General features: G+C 73.1%; 15 protein-coding genes. 8 read left to right on the top strand and 7 right to left on the bottom strand.

Annotated features, from left to right (window positions below):
• The first annotated feature begins 491 nt into the window (after positions 1–491).
• Positions 492–1,994 (top strand): SCO6880 family protein, encoded by a 1,503-nt coding sequence (locus FRCN3DRAFT_RS0205875; RefSeq protein ID WP_007516926.1) that lies wholly within the window; start codon positions 492–494, stop codon positions 1,992–1,994.
• Positions 1,991–4,048: a hypothetical protein gene (locus FRCN3DRAFT_RS0205880; RefSeq protein WP_007516928.1), complete on the top strand. Its 2,058-nt coding sequence runs from the start codon at positions 1,991–1,993 to the stop codon at positions 4,046–4,048. Before FRCN3DRAFT_RS0205875 ends, FRCN3DRAFT_RS0205880 begins: the two co-directional genes overlap by 4 nt.
• Positions 4,049–4,173: 125 nt before the next feature.
• Here FRCN3DRAFT_RS0205880 and FRCN3DRAFT_RS0205885 read toward each other — a convergent pair whose 3' ends face one another.
• On the bottom strand, positions 4,174–4,974 hold the full coding sequence (locus tag FRCN3DRAFT_RS0205885; RefSeq protein ID WP_007516929.1) for a nuclease-related domain-containing protein: 801 nt from the start codon (positions 4,972–4,974) through the stop codon (positions 4,174–4,176).
• 542 nt (positions 4,975–5,516) lie between these two features.
• On the opposite strand from FRCN3DRAFT_RS0205885, the gene egtA reads away from it, so the two are divergent.
• From egtA to FRCN3DRAFT_RS42885, 5 genes are all read left to right on the top strand, one after another.
• Positions 5,517–7,061: an ergothioneine biosynthesis glutamate--cysteine ligase EgtA gene (egtA, locus tag FRCN3DRAFT_RS0205890; RefSeq protein WP_007516930.1), complete on the top strand. Its 1,545-nt coding sequence runs from the start codon at positions 5,517–5,519 to the stop codon at positions 7,059–7,061.
• Positions 7,058–8,563: an ergothioneine biosynthesis protein EgtB gene (gene egtB / locus FRCN3DRAFT_RS0205895; protein ID WP_007516931.1), complete on the top strand. Its 1,506-nt coding sequence runs from the start codon at positions 7,058–7,060 to the stop codon at positions 8,561–8,563. Before egtA ends, egtB begins: the two co-directional genes overlap by 4 nt.
• A 3-nt stretch (positions 8,564–8,566) precedes the next feature.
• A complete protein-coding gene (gene egtC / locus FRCN3DRAFT_RS0205900; RefSeq protein WP_007516932.1) occupies positions 8,567–9,478 on the top strand; it encodes an ergothioneine biosynthesis protein EgtC in 912 nt (303 codons plus the stop codon).
• 41 nt (positions 9,479–9,519) lie between these two features.
• Positions 9,520–10,674 (top strand): L-histidine N(alpha)-methyltransferase, encoded by a 1,155-nt coding sequence (locus FRCN3DRAFT_RS0205905; RefSeq protein WP_007516933.1) that lies wholly within the window; start codon positions 9,520–9,522, stop codon positions 10,672–10,674.
• Positions 10,675–10,939: 265 nt separating this feature from the next.
• The gene (locus FRCN3DRAFT_RS42885) at positions 10,940–13,303 is read left to right on the top strand and encodes a WD40 repeat domain-containing serine/threonine protein kinase (protein ID WP_232793938.1); all 2,364 of its coding nucleotides are present in this window, start codon (positions 10,940–10,942) and stop codon (positions 13,301–13,303) included.
• 65 nt (positions 13,304–13,368) lie between these two features.
• On the opposite strand, the gene ilvD is transcribed toward FRCN3DRAFT_RS42885, so the two are convergent.
• The 3 genes from ilvD to FRCN3DRAFT_RS42890 all read right to left on the bottom strand — a co-directional run bounded on the left by ilvD (position 13,369) and on the right by FRCN3DRAFT_RS42890 (position 16,666).
• Complete coding sequence (ilvD, locus tag FRCN3DRAFT_RS0205915) at positions 13,369–15,222, bottom strand: dihydroxy-acid dehydratase (protein ID WP_007516935.1); 1,854 nt, start codon at positions 15,220–15,222, stop codon at positions 13,369–13,371.
• A gap of 423 nt (positions 15,223–15,645) precedes the next feature.
• Positions 15,646–16,332 carry a hypothetical protein gene (locus tag FRCN3DRAFT_RS0205920; RefSeq protein WP_007516936.1) on the bottom strand — a complete coding sequence of 229 codons (687 nt, stop codon included), beginning with the start codon at positions 16,330–16,332 and terminating at the stop codon, positions 15,646–15,648.
• A gap of 28 nt (positions 16,333–16,360) precedes the next feature.
• A complete protein-coding gene (locus tag FRCN3DRAFT_RS42890; RefSeq protein WP_483414344.1) occupies positions 16,361–16,666 on the bottom strand; it encodes an antibiotic biosynthesis monooxygenase family protein in 306 nt (101 codons plus the stop codon).
• Positions 16,667–16,878: 212 nt separating this feature from the next.
• On the opposite strand from FRCN3DRAFT_RS42890, the gene FRCN3DRAFT_RS0205930 reads away from it, so the two are divergent.
• On the top strand, positions 16,879–19,395 hold the full coding sequence (locus FRCN3DRAFT_RS0205930) for a WD40 repeat domain-containing serine/threonine protein kinase (protein ID WP_007516938.1): 2,517 nt from the start codon (positions 16,879–16,881) through the stop codon (positions 19,393–19,395).
• A 90-nt stretch (positions 19,396–19,485) separates the two neighbouring features.
• Here FRCN3DRAFT_RS0205930 and dnaB read toward each other — a convergent pair whose 3' ends face one another.
• The 3 genes from dnaB to rpsR all read right to left on the bottom strand — a co-directional run bounded on the left by dnaB (position 19,486) and on the right by rpsR (position 22,239).
• Complete coding sequence (gene dnaB, locus FRCN3DRAFT_RS0205935; protein WP_007516939.1) at positions 19,486–20,844, bottom strand: replicative DNA helicase; 1,359 nt, start codon at positions 20,842–20,844, stop codon at positions 19,486–19,488.
• A gap of 696 nt (positions 20,845–21,540) precedes the next feature.
• Positions 21,541–21,987: a 50S ribosomal protein L9 gene (rplI, locus tag FRCN3DRAFT_RS0205940; protein ID WP_007516940.1), complete on the bottom strand. Its 447-nt coding sequence runs from the start codon at positions 21,985–21,987 to the stop codon at positions 21,541–21,543.
• A gap of 15 nt (positions 21,988–22,002) precedes the next feature.
• A complete protein-coding gene (gene rpsR / locus FRCN3DRAFT_RS0205945) occupies positions 22,003–22,239 on the bottom strand; it encodes a 30S ribosomal protein S18 (protein WP_007516941.1) in 237 nt (78 codons plus the stop codon).
• Positions 22,240–22,320: the final 81 nt, after the last annotated feature.

Genomic DNA, 22,320 nt, shown 5'->3' on the forward strand with positions numbered 1-22,320 from the left:
CGGCCATCGCTTCGGCCGCCGGCAGCACCGGTGGCGTTGGCGCCGGTACCAGTGCCGTCCGGGGACGCGCTCGCTCCGCGGCCGCCGCGCTGCCCCCGGCGCAGCCTCGGGTCGGCGCGTCGCGCGCAACGACATCGGCCACCAGCACGTCACACGGTGCGGCCGCGCGGCCGCCGGTGACACAGCCCGCGCGCACCAGGGTCCCCGGCGGCTCCACTCGTGGCAGCTGAACCGCCGGCGCGCTGGCTGGGCGGGATGGCGGTCCAGCCGCCGGCGCCGTACAGGCCTCCGGATGGCGGCACGGCCGACAGGACGGCGGCACGGCCGGGGCGGCAGGGGCAGCGGCAGGACATACGGCAACGACCAGGTGGCCTCGCCGAGCCAGACAGCCACGGCTGGTGCGGCTGGTGCGGCTGGTGTTGTGCTACCGGCGGCACTCGCCTATGACCGCGTTGGAGTAGAGACGTCGCGTTGGAGTAAAGACAGGGGTCATGGTCGCGGAACGCAGCTATAGGTTCGGCCCGCTCGAACGGGGTGGGATCCTGCTCGGCCTGCGCTGGCCGCAACTCGGCCTGATGGTCGGGGTGATGCTCTGTGTGCTCGGCGCGCTGCGCTCACCGTTGCTTCTCGCACCTGCCTGGGTGCTGGTAGCGGTAGCCCTGGGCATCATCGCGTTCATCCGGGTCGAGGACCGTAACCTCGATCAGTGGGTGCCGATTCTGTTCGGCTACACGATGCAGAAGGTGACGGGCGAGACGTTGTTCCGCGGGGGAGTGTTCCGGCTCGGGCCGGACGAAGACCAGATCACCAGGACCGTTCTGCCCGGCCCACTTGCCAACCTGGTCATGCTGTCGGTCCCCGTCGGCAACGGGCGCTACGTCGCCGTCGTCAAGGACACCAAGAAGCAGACCTACACCGCCGTTCTGCAGGTCCAGGGCAGCCAGTTCGCACTGCTGGAGTCCGGCGACCAGCAGGCCAGGGTGGATGCCTGGGGCGAGCTGCTCGCCGGGCTCACCGCCGGTGGCGGCCGGCTCGCGCGCATCCAGTGGCTGGAGCGGACGTTGCCGGACTCGGGTGACACGTTGCAGCGGCACTGGCGGGTGCGGGGCCACCACGACGACTCCTGGGCAGCGGAGGCCTACCAGGAGATCATCGACGCGGCCGGCCCGGTGGCGCAGCGCCACGAGACCTACCTGTCGTTCCAGCTGCGCGCCCGCGACGCCCGCCGGGCGATCCAGCGGGGCGGCGGCGGCGACCGCGCGGCCTGCGCGGTGCTGCTCGGCGAGCTGCGCACGATGGAGGCGGCGCTCGCCAGGGCGCAGATCAGCACGGTCGGCTGGCTCCCGCCGCGGGCACTGGCGGCGGTCATCCGCACCACCTATGACCCGTACTCCGTAGACATGATCGACGCGCGCGGCGGCGCCACGCACGACCTGGCCGGTGGTCTGAAGGGCCTGCCGTCGGGGATCGACCCGGCGGTCGCCGGCCCGGTGCGCGCGGTCGCCTCCTGGGACCACTACCGCACCGACTCCGGTTTCCACACCACCTACTGGATCAACGGCTGGCCACGGGTGCCGTCGCCGGCCGCGTTCCTCGCCCCGCTGCTGATGGAGACGACCTGCCGGCGGACCGTGTCGCTGGTGGTCGAGCCGTTGCCTGGCCGCAAGGCCGAGCGGGCGGTGAACCGGCGCCGGATGACGCACCTCGGGGAGCAGGAGATGCGGGACAAGTTCGGCAAGGTGACGACCCAGCGCGACATGACCGAGGCGGATGAGGTGGAGCGACGCGAGCAGGAGCTGATCGCCGGCTTCGGCGCGTTCCGGTTCCATGGCTTCGTGACGGTGTCCGCCGACGACCTCGACGGCCTCGCCGACGCCTGCGGCGAGGCCGAGACGCTGGCCTCGCGCAGTCGGCTGGAGATGGTGCGCCTCGTCGGCGAGCAGGACCAGGGTTTCCACGTCGGTGCGCTGCCGCTCGCGGTGGGTGTGTCATGACGGACTCCGAGCCGGCCCGGCCGTCCATCACTGACGGCCGCGGCCACGCGAGCCGAGCGGGCGTCGCCGACGGCGCGAGCGCGGTCGACGACAACGACGGCTTCGACGAGGCATACGGCGACGGCCAGTACGACGGGCCCAACGGCCACGGCGAAGGACCTGGAACGGCCGATGGACGGGCGGCCGTGGGCGATGGCGGGTACCACGCCGCAAGCATTGGCTACCCCGACGACGACGGCTACGAGTACGACGCCGGCCCGCTGTCCGGTGACACGGCCCCGGATGGGCCGGTCAGGGGACCGGACTACGACCCGGGCCGGGACGCGACCGGCTACGTCGACCTCGGCGGAAACCCTCGCGGCAGGCGCCGGGCCGGCCGGCGCGACGGTGGGGGGTCTGCTCGCGGAGCACGCCGGGCGGAGAAGTCGGCCGCGGCGGCCGAACGGGCCGACCGCGCGGCGACGCGGCGCGCGCAGGCGGCGCTGCGCCGAGGGGCGCAGCCGCCGCGGACCAGTGGCGCGTTCCGGGGTCAGACGTTCCACAAACTGCGCCTACCAGCGCACATGGAGACGACGGCACAGATCGCCGGGATCTATCCGTTCGTCGTCGACTCAGGGCTGGACGCGCCGGGCATGTTCATCGGCCGGCACGTCTGGTCGGGCAACTCCTTCGTGTTCGACGTCTTCGAGCTCTACCGCCAGCAGGTCATCGAGAACCCGAACTTCGCCGTCTTCGGCGCGGTCGGCTCACGCAAGTCATCGCTGCTGAAGACGCTGATGTCGCGCGGCGCGGCGTTCGGCTACCAGGCGGCGGTGCCCTGTGACCCGAAGGGCGAGTACACCCGGCTCGCCCGCCGGCTCGGCTGCGAACCGACCTACATCGGCCCTGGCATGTCGACCCGGCTGAACCCGTTGGACGCGCCGCCCCGTCCGCGCGGCATTCACGACCACGACTGGGCGCGCGAGGTCAAGCGGGCGCGCTCGTCGCTGCTCGCGTCACTGATCGAGACGGCCAAGGGTGTGCCGCTCACCCCGGCGGAGCACACCGCGATCGACCTGGCCCTCGACGTCGTCAGCCGGCAGATCACCGGCGCGACCACGGACCGCTGGGCGACCCCGCTCCTCGGGCACGTACTGGACGCGATGACGGAGCCGAGCGAGGCGGACTGCGTCGGTCTGCCGATGACGGCCACCGAGCTGCGCGACGCCTCCCGGGATGCCACCCTCACGCTGCGCCGGCTCACGGGTGGGGCGCTGTCCGGCCTGTTCGACGGGCCGACGACCTCTCCACTCGACTTCGACCGGCCGATCGCCGTGCTCAACCTGGAGCGGGTGCAGGGCTCGGACGAGATGATCGCGCTGATCATGACCTGCGCGCAGGGCTGGATGGAGGCCGCGCTGATGCGCCAGGACGGCGTGCAGCGCTACGTGGTCTACGACGAGTGCTGGCGGCTGATGCGGTTCGCCGGGCTCGTCCGAAGGCTGTCGGCGCAGCAGAAGCTCGCCAGGCAGTGGGGCTGCGCGAACGCCATCGTGGCGCACCGGATCTCCGACCTGCTGTCCGCCTCCCCCGACTCGGTGGAGATCGCCAAGGGCCTGCTGGCCGAGACGTCCACCCGGATCCTCTACAAGCAGGCGACCGACCAGGTGGCGGCGACCCAGCAGGCGCTCGGCCTCACCGACGTCGCCGCCGACCTGCTGCCGCGCCTCGACCCCGGGTTCGCCCTCTGGCTGATCGGGCAGCGGGCGTTCTACGTCGAGCACGTCGTCGGCGATCTGGAGATTCCCGTCGTGCTCAACGGCTCGAAGATGCACGGCGAGGTCGACGACATCAACCTCGTTCCCGACGACCTCGACCCCGCCGAGCTCGACCCGCCGGGTCTGGGCCCGGAGGACTTCGCCGGTCACCTGCCCCCCGGCGGTGGAGACGACGGGATGGATGATCGCCTCGACGGCGACGGCGAGGACGTGTTCGACGTGTCCATCGCCTACCGCGACGACGAGGAGCCTGACGGCACCGGCGTCCGCGTCCCGCCTGGCTATCCCGGCTTCTGAGCTCGTTCGCGTCCGGGTGGGCTAGGCCGCGCCTGACGGCCTCCGGCCACGCGAGGCTCCGCCATTATCGCCGCAGGGTCCCCGGGAGGTCAGCGCCAGCCTATCTTTCGTGGGAGCGACTTTGGCTAGAGGCGTTCGCGGCGGCGCAGGCCGCGCAGCTTGGACAGGGCGGACCAGGTCGGCGGCGGGCCGGTTACCTGGTAGGCGGGCAGGACCCGCTCGACGACGTCGACGAGCATCGCGACATCCAGCGGGCGCAGCACCACCCCGGCGGACAGCACGTACTCGGCCACGCCCGCGGCCGGCAGCAGGAGAACGCCGTCGACCAGGGCGAGCCCGCCGGGGACGTCGGCACGCGCGAACGCGAGCACGGTCTGCGCCTGCAGCTGCCAGCCGTCGGGGAGCTCGGCGAGCAGGGCCGTGCTGACCTGTTCACCGGTCCACGCGACCAGTCCCAGCCGGGCGCGGAGCGGTACCTTGCCCACCCACACGCCGGCGCTGCTCTCCCGGACCGGGCCGCGGTGCGCGTCGGTCTCCACCACCCAGACGCCCGAAGGCCCGATGATCAGGTGGTCGATGTTGCCGGCCGACTCGGCTGTCGACCGGTCGTGCAGCACCGTGTAGCCGGCTCGGGTCAGCCGGTCGAGCGCCCTGGCGGTGTGCCGCTCGGCCCCGGCGTCCTGCCGCCAGGCCTCGATCTCCGGCGGGATCCGGTAGAAACGGACCGCCGCGACCACCAGGACCACCAGCGCGACGGCGATCCCGGCGCGGACCAGCGTGACCGCCGAGAGGTTGAGGGCGAGCCCGACCAGCACGACGGCGAGCACGGCACCGCCCGCGGCGAGGCCGGCGAGCACGGCGACGCGGATCCGCCGATCGTCCCGTTCGGCCGTGTACAGGGCCCGACGCCGCTGGTACTCCGCCATCGCCGAACGTCCAGGAGTCGCCCGGTTCCCGCTTCCCGTCAACCGTCCTCCCCAGGGTTCCTGCCGGATCGTCGGAGCCCGGGTTTCCGCCTGCCCGGCTTCGCCGAGCTGGCGGGTCTGCTGGGAGGTCCCCCGATCAGCCTGGTCTGCGTGTCCCGCGAATTCGGCGCCGGCAGGGGTCGGAAGCGGCTCGGTGGAATCCCCATGCTTCCGCCTGGTCTGCGTTCGTCCGCAGGATCACACGGTAAGGCAAGGACGTCACAGACGGCGCACTGGGCAACGGTTGTCCGTGTCTGCCCCTTGGGCTTGTCGTCACACGCGCGGCGAAATGTCGCGGCCCACCGGTTTATCCGCCACGCTCGGGGTGTATCGACGCGTCGGGTGACTGGGCGGCACGCCTGGCCGGGCACCTGGAAGGTCAGCGGGCGGCCAAGCCCGATCGCGGCCGCGCGGAAGTGACGTCGAGTCGGAAGGCGGCCGCGAGAGTGGACGCCAGCTTCCGCCCGTGGCGTGCGGGCCGTGGGCGATCCCGGGAGGATCCGATGCCACCACATCCGACCTCGTCCCCATCCGCGCCGACACCGGTGGCACCGGACGCCGCGCGGGCGGGCGTCCCGGTCGCGGGGGGCTCCCCGCGCCGCTCGCTCGCCGGGCTGACCGTGGACGACGTGTTGCGCTACGCGGCCAGCTGCCTGCCCGCGCGCCCCGGTCCGCGCACCGTCGGAATCGAGACCGAGTGGCTGGTGGTGGACCGGGCGGCGAGTGACACCTCGGTGCCACCGGAGCGGACCTGGGGCGCCCTGGCCGCGCTCATCGGGCGTTCCGGCGAGGCCAGCCGGCAGGGCTCGCCCGCCGGGGCGACCGAGGCCCCTGGCACCGCCGGCGGGGGCATCCCGACCATCGCGGCCGCGGCAGCGGTGCTCGCCGGGGGCAGCCGCGTCACCTTCGAGCCGGGCGGGCAGCTGGAGCTGTCGGGACCGCCATCGCCACTGCCGCTGGCGGTCAGCCGGCTGGCGAGCGACCTTGCCGCCGTGCGCGCGGCGCTCGCCGACGCCGGCCTGGGGCTCGCCGGTCTGGGGCTCGACCCGCTGCGCCCGCCCGTGCGCTGGCTCGCCGCCGACCGCTATGCCGCCATGGCGGGCTACTGGGCGGCGAACGGTCACGAGGCCGGCGAGATCATGATGTGCTCCAGCGCGTCGGTGCAGGTCAACCTGGACGCCGGCCACGACCAGCCCGACGTCGCCCGGCGCTGGCGGCTCGCGCACCAGCTGCAGCCGGTGCTGGCGGCGATGTTCGCCGCCTCTCCCGCCCGGCTCGGCGCGCTCACGGGGTTGCGCTCGGGTCGAACCCGGGTGTGGGAGGCGCTCGACCCGACCAGGACCCGGCCGGTTGGCCACGCGCACATGGCGGCGGCCGACATGACGTGCCGCTGGGCCGAGTATCTGCTCGCGGCCCGCCTCATGATGATCCGCGCCCCCGAGACGAACGCCCCCGCCCCGGACGGCTCCTCCCCGGACGGCCCCGACGGGCCGGGCCAGCGCCCGGCCCTCTCCCGCGACGCGGACGACCACGGCGAGGGCCTGCTCGTACCGGTGCGTGACGGGTCCACGTTCGGAGACTGGCTGCGCGGCGCCGGGCCGACGAGCCGCCCGCCCACCCTCGACGACCTGGTGCTGCACGCGACGACGGTGTTCCCGCCGGTACGGCCCCGCGGCTGGCTGGAGATCCGCTACCTCGACGCGCAGCCGTTCGACCTGTGGATGGTGCCGGTCGCGGTCACCACCGCGCTGCTCGACGACCCCATCGCCGCCGCGGGCGCGGCGGCCGCGTGCTCCGACGCGGACGAGGGGTGGTCCGCGGCGAGCGCGCACGGGCTCGCCGACGACACGCTGCGCACCGCGGCGCTGACCTGCATGGACCTCGCGCTCGACGCGCTCGGGCGCCTCGGCGCGGGCGACGACCTGCGCGCGGTCGTCGCGAGGTTCCGGGACGACTACCCGGCCCGTGGCCGCACGCCGGCCGACCGGCTGGCTGAACGCTTCGCCCAGGTCGGCCCCGCCGGCCTGTTGCGCGAGGAGACCCGGTGACCACGACGGCGGCCGGCTGGGCCGCGGCGCTGGAGGGCAGCCGTCGCCGGACACTCGCCTACACCGACCTCGACGACGACGAGTTGCTGCGCCAGCATTCGCCGCTCATGTCCCCGCTGGTGTGGGACCTGGCCCACGTCGGCAACTACGAGGAGCTGTGGCTGATACGGGCGCTCACCGGAGCCGACCCGCTGCTGCCTGGCATCGACGACATCTACGACGCCTTCCGGCACCCGCGGGCCGACCGGCCCACGTTGCCACTGCTCTCCCCGTCCCAGGCGCGCGCCTATCTCGCCGACGTACGCGACCGGGCGCTCGACACCTTCGCCACGCTTGACGCCAGGGGCACGCTCGCCCCACCGGACGTCGCGCTGGCCGAGTCGGCGCAAGCGGCCGGAGCGGCCAGGATCGCCGGGCCGGCCGCGCCCCCGGCGGCCGCCGTCCCCGGTCAGACCACCCTCGACCTGCCAGGCAGGCTGCTCACCGGCGGCTTCGTCTACGGGATGGTCGTCCAGCACGAGCATCAGCACGACGAGACCATGCTCGCCACGCTGCAGCTGCGCGCCGGCGAGCCCGTGGTCGACGAGGGCGCGCCCCCGCCGCCCGGCCGGCCGGTACCTGGCGACGACGAGGTGCTGGTTCCGGCCGGCGAGTTCGTGATGGGCACGAGCACCGACCTCTGGGCGTATGACAACGAACGCCCGGCCCATCGGGTCGCCCTGCCCGACTTCCGGATTGGCCGGCTGCCCGTGTCGAACCGAGCGCACCTGGCGTTCCTGGCGGACGGCGGCTACGACGACGAGCGGCTCTGGTCCGCGGCCGGCTGGGCGTGGCGGTGCCGCGAGGGGCTGACGGCACCGCTCTTCTGGCGCCGCGACGGCGCGGGCGGCTGGCTGCGGCGCCGCTTCGGCCGGGACGAGCCGCTCCCGCTGGACGAGCCGGTGCAGCACGTCTGCTGGTACGAGGCGCAGGCGCACGCCCGCTGGGCGGGGCGACGGCTGCCGACCGAGGCCGAGTGGGAGAAGGCCTGCGCGTTCGACCCGGCGACCGGCCGCTCACGCCGCTTCCCCTGGGGCGACCAGGCACCGGCGCCGGAGCACGCGAACCTCGGCCACCGGTCGGCGCGGCCGGCGCCGCTGGGCGCGTATCCGGCCGGCGCGAGCCCCTGCGGCGCCGAGCAGCTCATCGGCGACGTGTGGGAATGGACCTCCTCCGACTTCGCCGCCTACCCGGGCTTCGCCGCCTTCCCGTACCGGGAGTACAGCGACGTCTTCTTCCGGCCGCCCGCCGACCCCGCAGACGCCGTCGCCGGCCACGGCGCCGCGAGCGCGGGCGCGGGTACCCCCACCGACATCGAGCGTGAGTTCCGCGGCTACAAGGTGCTGCGCGGCGGCTCGTGGGCGACCGATCCCGGCGCGGTGCGCGCGACGTTCCGCAACTGGGATCACCCGATCAGGCGGCAGATCTTCGCCGGTTTCCGGCTCGCGAGGACAGGTGCCTAGCGCATGTGCAGACACCTCGCCTGGTTGGGCGCCGAGCGGACGCTGGCCGAGGTGGTCGCCGAACCGCCGTTCGGGCTGCTGCGTCAGTCATGGGCGCCTCGGCGGCAGCGGCATGGGCGGATCAACGCCGACGGGTTCGGCGTCGGCTGGTATGCGCCGGCCGTCCGGCCCGAGCCGGCCCGCTACCGGCGAGCAGTGCCGATGTGGACCGACGCCTCGTTCGCGTCGTTCGCCGGGGCGGTGGCGTCGGGTTGCGTCCTGGCCGCGGTTCGCGACGCCACGGTCGGCATGCCGATCGAGGAGACGGCCACGGCGCCGTTCGCCCATGGGCCGTTGCTGCTCAGCCACAACGGCCGCGCCGACCCCGCCATCCTGACCGCGCTGCTCGCCGGCCGACCGGACGCGCCGACGCCGGACTCGCGCTGCGACTCGGCGCTGCTCGCCGCGCTGGTCTGGGAGCGGACGATCGCCGGGGTGGGGCTGGCGGAGGCGGTCGCCGAGGTGGTGACGACGGTCGGGGCCAAGGCGGCCGCCAGCGCGGGGGCCCGCGAGGCGGGTGGCCAGGTGCCGCCGACCAGGCTCAACGTGCTCGTCACCGACGGCCGCCAGATCGTCGCCACCACCTGGAACGAGACGCTCTGGTACCGGCTCGGCCCCGCGGGGGTGCTGGTGGCGAGCGAACCAGACGACGACACCGTCGACGGCCCGGCCGGTGCCGGGCCTGGTCACGGCGACGACGCCACGGCGCTCCAGGCGTCGGCCTCGGTCTCGATCGAGGAGGCACCGTTTCCATCGGGCGCGGCGGACGCGGCGGGGCAGCCCAGCCCCGGTCCGGACGTCTGGGTCGAAGTACCGAACCACCGCTTGTTGGTAGCCGACACACGCGAAGTAACTCTAAGTAATTTGACCTTGTAGGACGACTACCCTGAGTTGACTAACTGACGAAGGACGTCCGCATGACTTCGAGGACACCGCAAGCCACGCGTACCCCGACCCCGGCCGACGTGGCCGCTCTGTTGAAGGCCCGAGGCGGCATCACGATCGAACGGCACCTGACCGAGGCGCAGCGCGCGGCGGCGCTGGCGGCCGACGCGCGCGCGGGGCTCACCGCCACTCCCAAGGAGCTGCCGCCCACCTGGTTCTACGACACGACCGGCAGCATGCTCTTCGGGAAGATCACCGAGCTGCCGGAGTACTACCAGACGAGGACGGAGCGGGGGATCCTGTCGGCGCACGCCGCGGACCTGTCCGCCGCGCTCGCGACCGCGCTGCCGGGCGGGGGAGCCGACACGCTGGTGGAGCTGGGCTCAGGCACCTCGGAGAAGACACGGATGCTGCTGGCCGCCCTGGCCGGTACCGGTCGCCTGCGCCGCTTCGTCCCGCTCGACGTCGACGCCGACGCGCTGTCCAGGGCGGGCGCCGCGGCCAAGGCCGCGCACCCGGGGCTCGCCGTGCACGCGGTCGTCGGCGACTTCCGCCAGCACCTCGGCCTGCTGCCGACGGCGGGCACCGCGACGAGGACCACCACGCGGCCGGAGGGTGCCGCTCTCGGCGTCGAGGCGCCGGGTGAGGGCGCGCCGGGCATGGGCGACGCGCCGGCTGGCACGCTGGTCGCCTTCTTCGGAGGCACGATCGGCAACCTGCGCCCGCCCGAGCGGCACCTGCTGCTGACCGGACTGCGGGAGCGGGTAGGCCAGGACGGCGCGCTGCTGCTCGGGACCGACCTCGTCAAGGATCCGCGCCGCCTGGTCGCCGCCTACGACGACAGTGCCGGCGTCACGGCGGCGTTCAACCGCAACGTGCTCACCGTGCTCAACCGTGAGCTCGGCGCCGACTTCGACCTGCGCGGGTTCGCGCATGTCGCCCGATGGGACCCCGAGAACCGCTGGATCGAGATGCGGCTGCGTTCGGTGCGGGCGCAGACCGTGCGCCTGACGAATCTGGACCTGACCGTCTCGTTCGCCGACGGCGAGGAGATGCGTACCGAGATCAGCGCCAAGTTCGACCGGGCGACGGTGGAACGCGAGCTCACCGCCGCGGGCTGGCGTCTGACCCACTGGTGGACCGACCCCGAGGACGACTTCGCCCTCTCCCTCGCCATGACGAGCTAGGCCGTCTCCTGGCGCTGATCCTGCCCGGGCGGTCACCCGCCCGGGCAGTCGGGCCGCCCAGGTACCGGGTCGCCACGCCGCGCCGGCCGAGGAACGACCGGTCGAGTTGCCAACCGAAACCGACTAAAGCCGGCCAGCGATAGTGGTATCGGGTGGGCTAACCTTTGTGATGGACGATCCGGTACGCGATTCATCGGGAGATGAATGACCGGATCGGCCAATCCGGGGGGCAAGGGTGGTCGGTAAGAGCGACGACGCCAAAAACGTGGCGGCGTTGGGCGAGAGCGACCCGGCCACCGTCGGCCCGTACACGCTCCTTGGCCGGCTCGGCGCTGGCGGCATGGGCACCGTGTACCTCGCCCAACCCACCTCCGACGCGGAGGCGGACAACGACCAGGGCGCCGGAGTCACCGCGCCGCGGCTGCTGGCGGTGAAGGTCATCCGGTCGGACCTCGCCCGCATTCCCGAGTTCCGCAGGCGCTTCCTGCTGGAGGCGCAGTCGGCCCAGCGCGTCGCTCGGTTCTGCACCGCCGAGGTTCTCGACGTCGACACCACCGGCGAACGCCCTTACCTGGTCACCGAATACATCAAGGGACCGACCCTGGCCAGGGCGATCCGGGACCGCGGGCCACTACCGCCGACAGAGCTGGAACGGCTCGCGGTCGCCGTCGCCTCGGCCATGACGGCGATTCACGCGGCCGGAGTCGTCCACCGGGATCTCAAACCGGGCAACATCCTCCTGTCGCCGACCGGCCCCTGCGTCATCGACTTCGGCATCGCCCGCGCGCTCGACGCCGCCAGTGCCATCACGACGGCGACGAGCGCATCCATCGGCACTCCCGCCTTCATGGCTCCGGAACAGGCCCTCGGTCAGGCCATCACCCCGGCGGTCGACGTCCATGCCTGGGGCGCGGTGATCCTCTTCGCGGCCACGGGACGCCCGCCCTTCGGCAACCAGGCCACCTCGACGGTCCTTCGTCACGTCGTCCACAGCACCCCCGACGTGACCGCGTTGCCACGGAGGCTGCGCTACCTGGTCGCCCATGCCATGGCCAAGGACCCGGCTGCCCGCCCCACGTCACGCGAGCTTCTGCTGCATCTCATCGACACCGACCCCTCGGTGATCGGGCTGGCCGAGCTCACCGACCCGGGTACGGAGGACCGCTCGGCCACCATCCTCGAGGAGGTCACCGGTCGGCCGGAGATCCCCACGAACCTGAACATCCCCACTCAGGCGTCGATGCCGACGACGGACTCCGAACCGCCGCCGGTCGTCGGCCGCGCAGCGGGCTCGGCGCGGCCGGCCGACCGGCTCCCCGAGGTGGCCGGCCAGCGCGGTGACGTCCCCGGTTTCATGGGTCGCCCGGCCGTGTCCACCGGCCAGGCCGGGCCGTCCGCTGGCCCGGGGCACCCGACCGACCAGGACTCGACGTCGGGCAGCGGCCAGCCCGGCATCGTCACCGGTCCGGCGACCGTCGAGGACCCCGACGTACCCGTCGACGCCACGGCCACCGATCCGCCTGGGCGGCGCCGGAGTCCGCGGCGCGGCCTGGTCGTCCTGGTCGCCATCCTGCTCGCCGGCGTGGCGGCCGGCGCGGCCGCCGTCATCCTGACCATCAACGCCCGCCAGGACACGTCGGGCACCCGAGCGGACGCGTCCGGCGCGGGCCCGCTGGCGCCAGCCAGTCCCGTCAGCACCGTCTACACGGGCCACACCGCCCCGGTGGCATCGCTGGCCTTCTCGCCGGACGGCAGGCTGGTGGCCACCGGCAGCTGGGACACCACCGTCCGGCTCTGGGACATCAGCAGTCCCGCTAGCCCGCTGGCCGTGGGGGCGCCGCTCACCGGCCACTCCATCGAGGTCCGCGACGTCGTGTTCTCGCCGGACGGCAAACTGCTTGCCACCGCCAGCGACGACACCACCATCCGCCTGTGGGACGTCAGCGACCCGGCCCACGCCGAGCAGATCGGCGCGCCGCTGCGGGGCCACACCGGCGGCGTGCGGTCGGTGGCGTTCTCACCTGACGGCAAGCTGCTGGCCACCGGCAGCCTCGACACGACCGCCCGGCTGTGGAACATCACCAACCCGGCGAAACCCGTGGCGGTCGGCCGGATCACCGGGCACACCGACGCCGTCCGGTCCGTGGCGTTCTCACCCGACGGCAGGCTGCTGGCCACCGGCAGCTGGGACACCACCGTCCGGCTCTGGGACATCACCAACTCCGCGAACCCCCGGGCCATCGGCGCCCCGCTCACCGGTCACACCGACCAGATCCGGGACGTCGCGTTCTCGCCGGACGGCAGGCAGCTGGCCACCGCCAGCGACGACAGGACCATCCGGCTCTGGGACATCGCCGACCCGGTGTCTCCCAGGTCGGACGGGCTGCTCACCGGCGACAGGAGCGCCGTGCGGTCCGTCGCGTTCTCCCCCGACGGTCACCTGCTCGCGACCGCCGGCGACGACAAGACCATCCGGTTGTGGGGCGTCACCGACCTCGCGCACCCGGTGGCCTACGTTCCGCTCACCGGGCACGGCGACGTCGTGTGGTCCGCGGTGTTCTCACCCGACGGCACCCTGCTGGCCAGCGTCAGCTCGGACCGGACCCTCCGGCTTTGGCGCGTCGAGTAGCCCGACAGCGGTTATCTGTCAGCAGGCAGGGTCAAGCGGGTCAGACCGGTGGGTGGTCGGTGGGATCAGCCGCCGAGGAGGCTGACGTCGCGGGCGGCGCCCGTGGAGGCCGACGTGGCCATCGCGGCGTAGGCGCGCAGCGCCGCCGAGACCTGCCGCTCCCTGCCGACCGGCCGGAAGCCCTGGCCGGCCTCGAGCTCGACCCGGCGGGCGGCCAGCTCCTCGTCCGGGACCATCAGCGCGAGCCGGCGGGCCGGGATGTCGATCTCGATCCGGTCACCGTCGCGGACCAGCGCGATCGTGCCACCGTGCGCCGCCTCCGGCGAGACGTGCCCGATCGACAGGCCCGAGCTGCCGCCGGAGAACCGTCCGTCGGTGATGAGCGCGCACTTCGGCCCGAGACCGCGGCCCTTGAGGTACGCCGTCGGGTAGAGCATCTCCTGCATGCCCGGGCCGCCGCGCGGACCCTCGTACCGGACGACGATGACGTCACCCGGCTTCACCCGGCCACCGAGGATCGCCTCGACGGCCTCGTCCTGGCTCTCGACGACGACCGCCGGGCCGGCGAACGCCCACTGGTCCTCGGGGACACCGGCGGTCTTCACCACGGCGCCGTCCTCGGCCAGGTTGCCGTGCAGCACGGCGAGGCCGCCCTCGGCGGAGTAGGCGTGCTCGACCGAGCGGATGCACCCGTCCGCGGCGTCGGTGTCGAGGGTGTCCCACCGGTTCGTCGAGCTGAACGGCTCGGTGGTGCGCACCCCGCCCGGCGCGGCGTGGAAGAGCTCGACGGCGTCCGGCGCGGGGCTGGCGCCGCGGATGTCCCAACGGTCGAGGAACTCGCGCAGGCTCGCCGAGTGCACGCTGTGCACGTTCGGGTCGAGCAGCCCGCCCCGGTCCAGCTCGCCGAGGATCGCGGGGATGCCGCCGGCGCGGTGGACGTCCTCCATGTAGTACTTCGTCGAGCTGGGCGCGACCTTGCACAGGTTGGGCACCCGCCGGGAGATCTCGTCGATGTCGGCGAGGGTGACCTCGACACCGGCCTCGACGGCGGCGGCGAGCAGGTGCAGCACGGTGTTCGTCGAGCCGCCCATGGCGACGTCGACGGCGAAGGCGTTGCGGAAGGCGGCGGCGCTGGCGATCGAGCGCGGCAGCACGCCCTCGTCGTCCTTCTCGTAGTAGCGGCGGGCGAGGTCGACGACGAGCCGGCCGGCCTCGACGAACAGCTCCCGGCGGGCGGCGGCGGTGGCCAGCGTCGAGCCGTTGCCCGGCAGTGACAGGCCCATCGCCTCGGTCAGGCAGTTCATCGAGTTCGCGGTGAACATCCCCGAGCAGGAGCCACAGGTCGGGCAGGCGGAGCGTTCGATGATGCTGAGGTCGGCATCGCTGACGTCCGGGTTGACGGCCGCCGTCATCGCGTCGATGAGGTCGAGCCGGGAGCGGACCGTGCCACCCTGGACGACCGCGTTGCCGGACTCCATCGCCCCACCGGAGACGAACACGGTCGGGATGTTGAGCCGCAGCGCGGCGAGCAGCATCCCCGGGGTGATCTTGTCGCAGTTGGAGATGCAGACCAGGGCGTCGGCGCAGTGCGCGTTGACCATGTACTCGACGCTGTCCGCGATGATCTCTCGCGACGGCAGCGAGTACAGCATCCCGCCGTGCCCCATCGCGATCCCGTCGTCCACGGCGATCGTGTTGAACTCGCGCCCGACGCCGCCGGCCGCCGCGACCGAGTCAGCGACCAGCCTGCCCAGGTCCCTCAGGTGCACGTGCCCCGGGACGAACTGGGTGAAGCTGTTGGCGATCGCCACGATCGGCTTGCCGAAGTCGTCCTCGGTCATGCCGGTGGCCCGCCACAGGGCGCGGGCGCCGGCCATGTTGCGGCCATGGGTGGTCGTACGGGAACGCAGTGCGGGCATCTTGTGACCTCAGGACCTTCGACTGCCGGGGATCCGGGGCGTCCCCCGGGATGACATTGCGGGCCTCCAGGAAAGCGACCGCTGGTCGGCGACCAGGCACGGCGCCTCGGCGTGCGGCCGGCGAGCGCGGCGGGGCGGGGTCGCGCGGCCCGGTCGCTGCACTCGTGGCGGCGCGCGCCAGGCCCGGGCTTGCCACTGGGTTCGCCAACTGGGTTCGCCAGCGGGCCGCCAGCACGCGGGGGCACGCACCCGATTCGGTTCCGCGCCGCTTATCAGCGTATCCGCCGCGGCCGCCATCCTGACCTCAGGACGGGGCCGGTCCGAGCCGGCGGCGAGTCAGCTGGTCGACCCGCGCGCCGTCGCGGGCTCCGCGTTCCGCCGGACCCGCATGACGTCGAGGACGTGGAGGACGCCGCCGAACCGTCAGTCGGCGGGGTGCGCCGGAGGGGGTGTGGACGGCCCGGGGGGCGGGACGGCCCAGGGCAGGCCGGGGGGGCGGGGCGGTTCGATGGCGGTGGGATCGCCGTCTGGCGGGGGAGGCGGGGTGGGCTGCCCTAGCTGGCCGGGCTGACCGGGCTGACCGGGCTGATGGGCCGGTGGGAAGGCCGGATAGCCGGGGTAGCCAGGGTGCGGGGCATAACCGGGGTGCGGGGTGTAGCCGGGCTGGACAGGCGGCGGGAAGGCCGGGGGCTGGCCGTATCCGGGGTGACCGTAGCCGGGATGGCCGTAACCGGTCCGGCCAACCCCGGGGTAGGTGGGCGCCGGCGGCCCGCCTGGTCGAGGGCGACGGGGGAAGCGCTTGCGCAGCAGGCGCTGAATCCACCAGGAGAGTGCCAGCGACGCCAGCGTGCCGAGGATCGGGCCCGCCTGGTGGTGGCGCCCGCCGCCGTCCGCCGCGCTGAGCTTCGACCCGACGACGAGCAGATAGATCGCCGTGATCGCGATGAAGACGTAGCCGGTGACGAAGAAGTGGAAGAACCGCAGGTTCAGCCGGGCGAGCTGGTCGCGCAGGAACACGGCGGGCAGGACCCAGATGCCGACCCCGAACACCGCCGCGGTCAGCGGCGCGAAGATCAGGAATCCGAAGAACTGCTTGAAGAACTCGGCCATCGCTCCCCCGGTCGTCTGCCCGGCGCCGTCAGGCCGAGCCGACGGAGGCGGAGGCAGCGGACGAGGACGAGACGTCCACGCCGGCGACGTGCTCCACGGTCGGCGTGCCGGCGAAGTACGGGCTGATCGCCGCCCGCCAGCGGCCGTAGCCGTCGGAGCCGCGGAACCCCTCGGTGTGCGCCTCCAGGCTGTCCCATTCGACGATCAGCACGAACGAACTCGGTGACTCGACACCCCGGCTCATCCGCATCGAGCGGCAGCCGGGCGAGGTCGCGATCTCGTGCCGGACCGTGTGGTACGCGGCGATGAAGTCGCTCTCCGTTCCTGGTTTCACGTTAAACCTTGCGATCTCCGTGACCGCGGACTCAGGGCCACGGGTGCCGTCCGCGGCCGCCCCGGATGCGCTCATGCCGCAAGTCTGGCACCCGCCGCGACGGCGCCGCCGGCCAGCCGGACATCCCGGGTGCCGTCGAAGCGGAGTAACGGCGGGTTGGCACCGAATATCCTCTCAAGCCAGCGGTTTCCCAGGGCGACAGGGGCGTCGGCATGGTGGTCGGAGACGGCACGGTCGAAGGCCCGGGCGGCGGCGGGGTGGAACCTCTCGACGAGGACGACCCGACCAGGCTTGGTCCCTACGAGCTGCTGGGGCGCCTCGGCCAGGGCGGGATGGGCACGGTGTTCCTCGGCCGCCGGGCAGACCCCGACGGGGCTGATGACGGCGAAACGGCGGCAGGCGCCGCCGCCCCGGACAGGGCCGACCCTCGCGGGAGTGGCCGGGAGCGGCTCGTCGCGGTCAAGGTGATCAGGCCCGACCTGGCGCGCGAGCCGGAGTTCCGGGAGCGGTTCGGCCAGGAGGCGACCGCGGCCCGCCGGGTCGCGCGGTTCTGTACCGCCGAGGTGTTGGACGTGGACGTCGCGTCCCGCCGGCCTTACCTGGTCACCGAGTACATCGAGGGGCGCACGTTGGCCGCCGCCGTCCGCGAGGACGGGCCGCTGCCGGGCGTCGAGGTGGAGCGGCTGGCGGTCGCGGTCGCCTCGGCGCTGACGGCCATCCATGCCGCCGGCCTGGTCCACCGTGACCTGAAACCGGGCAACATCATGCTGTCGCCATCGGGCGCCCGCGTCATCGACTTCGGCATCGCCCGGGCGATGGACGCGACGACCACGTTCACCCATGCCGGCGTCGGCACGCCCGCGTTCATGGCACCCGAACAGGCGCTCGGCGGCGTGGTCGCCCCGCCAGCCGACATCTACGCCTGGGGTGGGGTCGTGCTCTACGCGGCCACCGGTCGGCTGCCACACGGCGACGGCCCCAGCCCGGTGGTGCTCTACCGCGCCGTCAACGAGGAACCCGACCTGACCGGCCTCGACCCGGGCCTGCGGGAGCTGGTCGCCCGGGCGATGGCGAAGGACCCGGCCACGCGCCCGACCGCCCAGGGCCTGCTGCTGCTCCTCGTCGGCGCCACCCAGCTCGACGACGAGGAGAACAAGGAGGACGACGAGGAAGACGCGCCGCTCGAGCCGGAAGAGCCGGTCGAGCCGGTCGCCGCGACCGCGAGACCCGACGCGGCGCCACTCCCGCCTTCTCAGCGGCCGTCGTCGGCCAACCCGTCCGCCGGCGCGATCTTCCCAGCCGCGCCATCTCCACGACGGGTCGCGCGGTCGGCGATGGAAGAGGCGCTGGCGCTGGCCGCGGACATCGCCCGGGACATCGACGCCGGTCGCGCCGCACTGGCGAGGCCGCGCCCGGCCAGCGTGTCCCCGGCCGGTCCGGGCACCCACGCCGCCGGCGAGGAGACGACCGCCCGGGCCCTACCGACAGATCCTCGCGGGCGCGCCGCCCCCGCCCGGCCGGCCGCGACGACCGACCCGCCCACCCGGGAGGCGACCACCTTCGTTCCGCCTCACCTGGCCGGCGGGACGCGGCCGCCCGACGATGCTCACCGACTCGACGATGGCCGCCCGGTCGACGGCGGCGCGGACCCGGCCGGCCGCCGCCGGCCGACCAGGCGGTTCGGCGTGCGCCGCGCCGGGCTGGTCGGGCTCGGACCGGCCGTCGACGCGGTCCCGCTCGGCGAGCCGCTCGCCGGCCACACCGGCCAGGTCACGTCGGTCGCGTTCGCCCCCGACGGCCGGATGCTCGCGACGGCGAGCGTGGACGGCACCGCCCGGGTGTGGCGGCTCGCCGGCGAGACCGACACCGGCGCGTCCCCGCTGGGTGAACCGCTGCGCGGCCACGAGGGGCGGGTGCTCGCGGTCGCGTACTCGCCGGACGGGCGCGCGCTGGCGACCGCGGGTGGCGACCACACGGCGCGGCTCTGGCTGCGGGCGGCCACCGGCTCCGAAGCGCGGCCCGCCGTCGACGGCCATGGCTACCACCCGCTCGGGATCGCCCACGGCCACTCCGACCAGGTGACCTCGGTGGCGTTCGCCCGCGGAGGCCGGCTGCTCGCCACCGGCGGCCTCGACGGGACGGCCCGGCTCTGGCAGCTCGACCTCGACGGCGCCAGCCGGGACGCCGTCCGCCCGCTCGGGCGCCCGCTCGCCGGCCACCAGGGGAAGGTCCTCGCCGTCGCGTTCTCGCCGGACGGCCAGATCCTCGCCACCGCCGGGACGGACCACACCGCGCGGCTCTGGGACCTGACGTCGTCGGTCCCCCGCCCGCTCGGCCCGCCGCTCGCCGACCACCGCTGGCACGTGCGGGCGCTCGCCGTGTCACCCGACGGTGTCACCCTCGCCGTGGCCGCCGGCTTCGGCGCCGTCCGCCTGTGGGACCTGACCGACCCGGCGCATCCGTCAAGCCTCGCCGAGCTGGCCAGCCGGCAGAGCGGCCAGGTCCGGGCGGTCGCCTTCGCCGCCGACGGCCGCACCCTCGCGGCCGCCGTCGGTATCGGCGCCGCAGTCAGCCTGTGGAACGTCGAGGACCCGGCGAGCCCGGAGCCGCTCGGCCAGCTCTCGACCGGTCACGTCGGCACCGTCCGGGCGCTCGCCTTCTCCCCGACCGACGACATCCTCGCCACCGCGGGCGACACCTCAGCCCGCCTCTGGCGCCCCGCGGAGTAGCTCGACCGATTCCGACCACCAGCCGGACGGATGACGAGGAAGGCTCAGCCAGGACGAGCCGCCAGGACGGGCTCAGTAGCCCATCGGCGGTCAGTTCGCCATGTCGACGAAGCGGGAGTAGTGACCCTGGAACGCGACCGTGACGGTGCCGGTCGGGCCGTTACGGTGCTTGGCGATGATCAGGTCGGCCTCGCCGGCCCGGGCGGATTCCTTTTCGACGGTGTCCTCGCGGTACAGCAGGATCACGGCGTCGGCGTCCTGCTCCAGGCTGCCGGACTCGCGAAGGTCGGAGACCTGGGGCCGCTTGTCGGCACGCTGTTCGGAGGCGCGGTTCAGCTGTGAGATCGCCACGACGGGAACCTCCAGCTCCTTGGCGAGCAGCTTCAGCGACCGGGAGATCTCGCTGACCTCCTGCTGCCGGCTCTCCACTCTCTTCGGCGAGGACATGAGCTGCAGGTAGTCGAGGATGACGAGGCGAAGGTCATGGCGCTGGCGCAGCCGGCGCGCCTTCGCCCGGATCTCCATCATCGTCAGGTGCGGGCTGTCGTCGATGAACAGCGGCGCCTCGGCGACCTCGCCCATCCGCCGCGCCAGCCGTGCCCAGTCGTCGTCGGTCAGCCGGCCGGTCCGGATGTTCTGCAGCGAGACCCGGGCCTCCGCGGACAACAGCCGCATGGTGATCTCCATGCGGCTCATCTCCAGCGAGAAGATGACGGACGTCATTCCGTGCTTGATGGAGGCCGCCCGCGCGAAGTCGAGACCCAGAGTCGACTTCCCGACCGCCGGGCGGGCGGCGACGATCCACAGCTGTCCACCGTGGAGTCCGTTGGTCAGCTCGTCGAGGTCGGTGAAGCCGGTGGGCACGCCGGTGAGGGCGCCCTCGTGGCCGGCGATCGCCTCGATCTCCTCGAGGGCCGGGTTGAGCAGGTCACCCAGCGGCGAGTAGTCCTCGGTGGTGCGCCGCTCGGTGACCTCATAGACGGCGGCCTGGGCGCGGTCGACCAACTCGTCGACATCGTTCGACGGGCCGTAGGCGAGCTGGACTATCTTCGTGCCGGCCTCGGCGAGGCGGCGCAGCACGGCCTTCTCCGCGACGATCCTGGCGTAGTAGCCCGCGTTCGCGGCGGTCGGCACGCTGGAGATCAACGTATGCAGGTAGCCGGGGCCGCCAACGCGATCCAGCAGGTCACGCCGGCCGAGCTCCGCGGCGACGCTGACCGTGTCGGCCGGCTCGCCGCGACCATAGAGGTCACCGATGATCTCGAACACCGTGGAGTGCGCCGGCCGGTAGAAGTCGCCCGCGCGCATCACCTCGATGACGTCGGCGATGGCGTCCTTGGACAGCATCATGCCGCCGAGCACGCTCTGCTCGGCCGGCAGGTCGTGTGGGGGTGTGCGGTCGAACTCGACGGGCTGGCCGCCACCGCGCGCGATGTCGGTGACCGTCACCCGCCTCACCCCCCGTCCACGATCTTCCAGCACGGCCCGACAACGCTACGTACCGCCCCCCGGCTGACCAGGCCGGTCAACCAGTGCTGGTCAACCGGGGCCGGTCAACCAGTGCTGGTCGACCCAGGCCAGTACCGTGCATCGAACAAATGTTCGATGAGGCGGCCGGCCTGTGTCAAGCAGGAGCGCTGGGACGGCCGCGCGCGCCGGATGGGGACGAACGTGCGTGCGCCTCCCCGCGCGTCGCCCTCGGAGCCCCGCGGCGATCCCTGAGTGGCCGACTTTAGGGAACACAGCCCCCGACCAGCAAAAAGTTATCCACAGGCATGTGTGGAAAACCTGTGGGCAACGCCGGTACGACCTGGGGAGGACCTCGGGACGACGGCCGATGAGCTGTGGACAGACTAGCGGCTTACCGGCCAGGATCGGCTGTCAGGCTGGGCATTCTCCCCGGCGCCCTGTGGACACAAAAAAAGTTCACCAAAGTCTCCGAACGGGGCCCCTGCAGGGAGAGCGTCGCCTTACGAGGGCCACTTGTGGACCACGCGACGTGCCGACGCCGACATTCGATGACACGGACAGGCCGGTCCGGAGACGACGATGCCCGGTGCCCCGGACGTTTCCGGGACACCGGGCAGGTGTCGTGCGGGGGCTCGGCGCCTGGGCGCCGAGCCCCCGCGTGACCGCTTCCGCGCGTCAGGCCGCGGCGACCTTGACGGTCAGCTGGGCGGTCACCTCGGGGTGCAGGTGCACCGCGACGGTGTGCTGACCGACGGCCTTGATCGGCGAGGTCAGCTGGACCTTCCGCCTGTCCAGCGCCGGGCCGCCCGCCTTCGCCACGGCCTCCGTGACGTCGCCGGCGGTGATCGAGCCGAAGAGCCGGCCTTCCTTGCCCGCCCGGCTGGTCAGCGTCACGGACAGCGCCTTGAGCTGCGCGGCGATCTCCTGCGCGTGCCCCAGGTCACGGACCTCGCGGGCCGATCGGGCCCGCTTGATCTGCTCGACCTGGCGCTCGATGCCGCGGGTCGCGATGATCGCAAACTGCTTGGGAACCAGGTAGTTACGGCCGTAGCCGTCGGCCACCTCGACGATATCGCCGGGGCTGCCGAGACCTGGCACCTCCTGGGTGAGAACGAGCTTCATGTCCCGTCACCCTCCTCAGCGCGCGGTGGAGGTGTAGGGCAGCAGCGCCATCTCGCGGCTGTTCTTCACCGCGATGGCGACGTCCCGCTGATGCTGGCTGCAGTTGCCGGTGACCCGGCGGGCACGGATCTTGCCGCGGTCCGAGATGAACTTGCGCAGCAGCGACGTGTCCTTGTAGTCGATGTACTCGGTCTTGTCCTTGCAGAAAACGCAAACCTTCTTCTTAGGCTTGCGCACAGCCGCCTTGGCCATGGTTGTGCACTCCTAGATTCAGACGAAGTCGGGTGAGGTCCCGGAGACCTCGTCAGGCGCGAGGCGCCATCGAGGTCCGGG

The organism is Pseudofrankia saprophytica, from assembly GCF_000235425.2.
Classification (GTDB): Bacteria; Actinomycetota; Actinomycetes; order Frankiales; family Frankiaceae; genus Pseudofrankia; species Pseudofrankia saprophytica.

Coding starts and splice junctions, on each gene's coding strand:
- FRCN3DRAFT_RS0205875 (WP_007516926.1), top strand. CDS start 492: ATGGTCGCGGAACGCAGCTATAGGTTCGGCCCGCTCGAACGGGGTGGG.
- FRCN3DRAFT_RS0205880 (WP_007516928.1), top strand. CDS start 1,991: ATGACGGACTCCGAGCCGGCCCGGCCGTCCATCACTGACGGCCGCGGC.
- FRCN3DRAFT_RS0205885 (WP_007516929.1), bottom strand. CDS start 4,974: ATGGCGGAGTACCAGCGGCGTCGGGCCCTGTACACGGCCGAACGGGAC.
- egtA (WP_007516930.1), top strand. CDS start 5,517: ATGCCACCACATCCGACCTCGTCCCCATCCGCGCCGACACCGGTGGCA.
- egtC (WP_007516932.1), top strand. CDS start 8,567: ATGTGCAGACACCTCGCCTGGTTGGGCGCCGAGCGGACGCTGGCCGAG.
- FRCN3DRAFT_RS0205905 (WP_007516933.1), top strand. CDS start 9,520: ATGACTTCGAGGACACCGCAAGCCACGCGTACCCCGACCCCGGCCGAC.
- ilvD (WP_007516935.1), bottom strand. CDS start 15,222: ATGCCCGCACTGCGTTCCCGTACGACCACCCATGGCCGCAACATGGCC.
- FRCN3DRAFT_RS0205920 (WP_007516936.1), bottom strand. CDS start 16,332: ATGGCCGAGTTCTTCAAGCAGTTCTTCGGATTCCTGATCTTCGCGCCG.
- FRCN3DRAFT_RS0205930 (WP_007516938.1), top strand. CDS start 16,879: ATGGTGGTCGGAGACGGCACGGTCGAAGGCCCGGGCGGCGGCGGGGTG.
- rplI (WP_007516940.1), bottom strand. CDS start 21,987: ATGAAGCTCGTTCTCACCCAGGAGGTGCCAGGTCTCGGCAGCCCCGGC.
- rpsR (WP_007516941.1), bottom strand. CDS start 22,239: ATGGCCAAGGCGGCTGTGCGCAAGCCTAAGAAGAAGGTTTGCGTTTTC.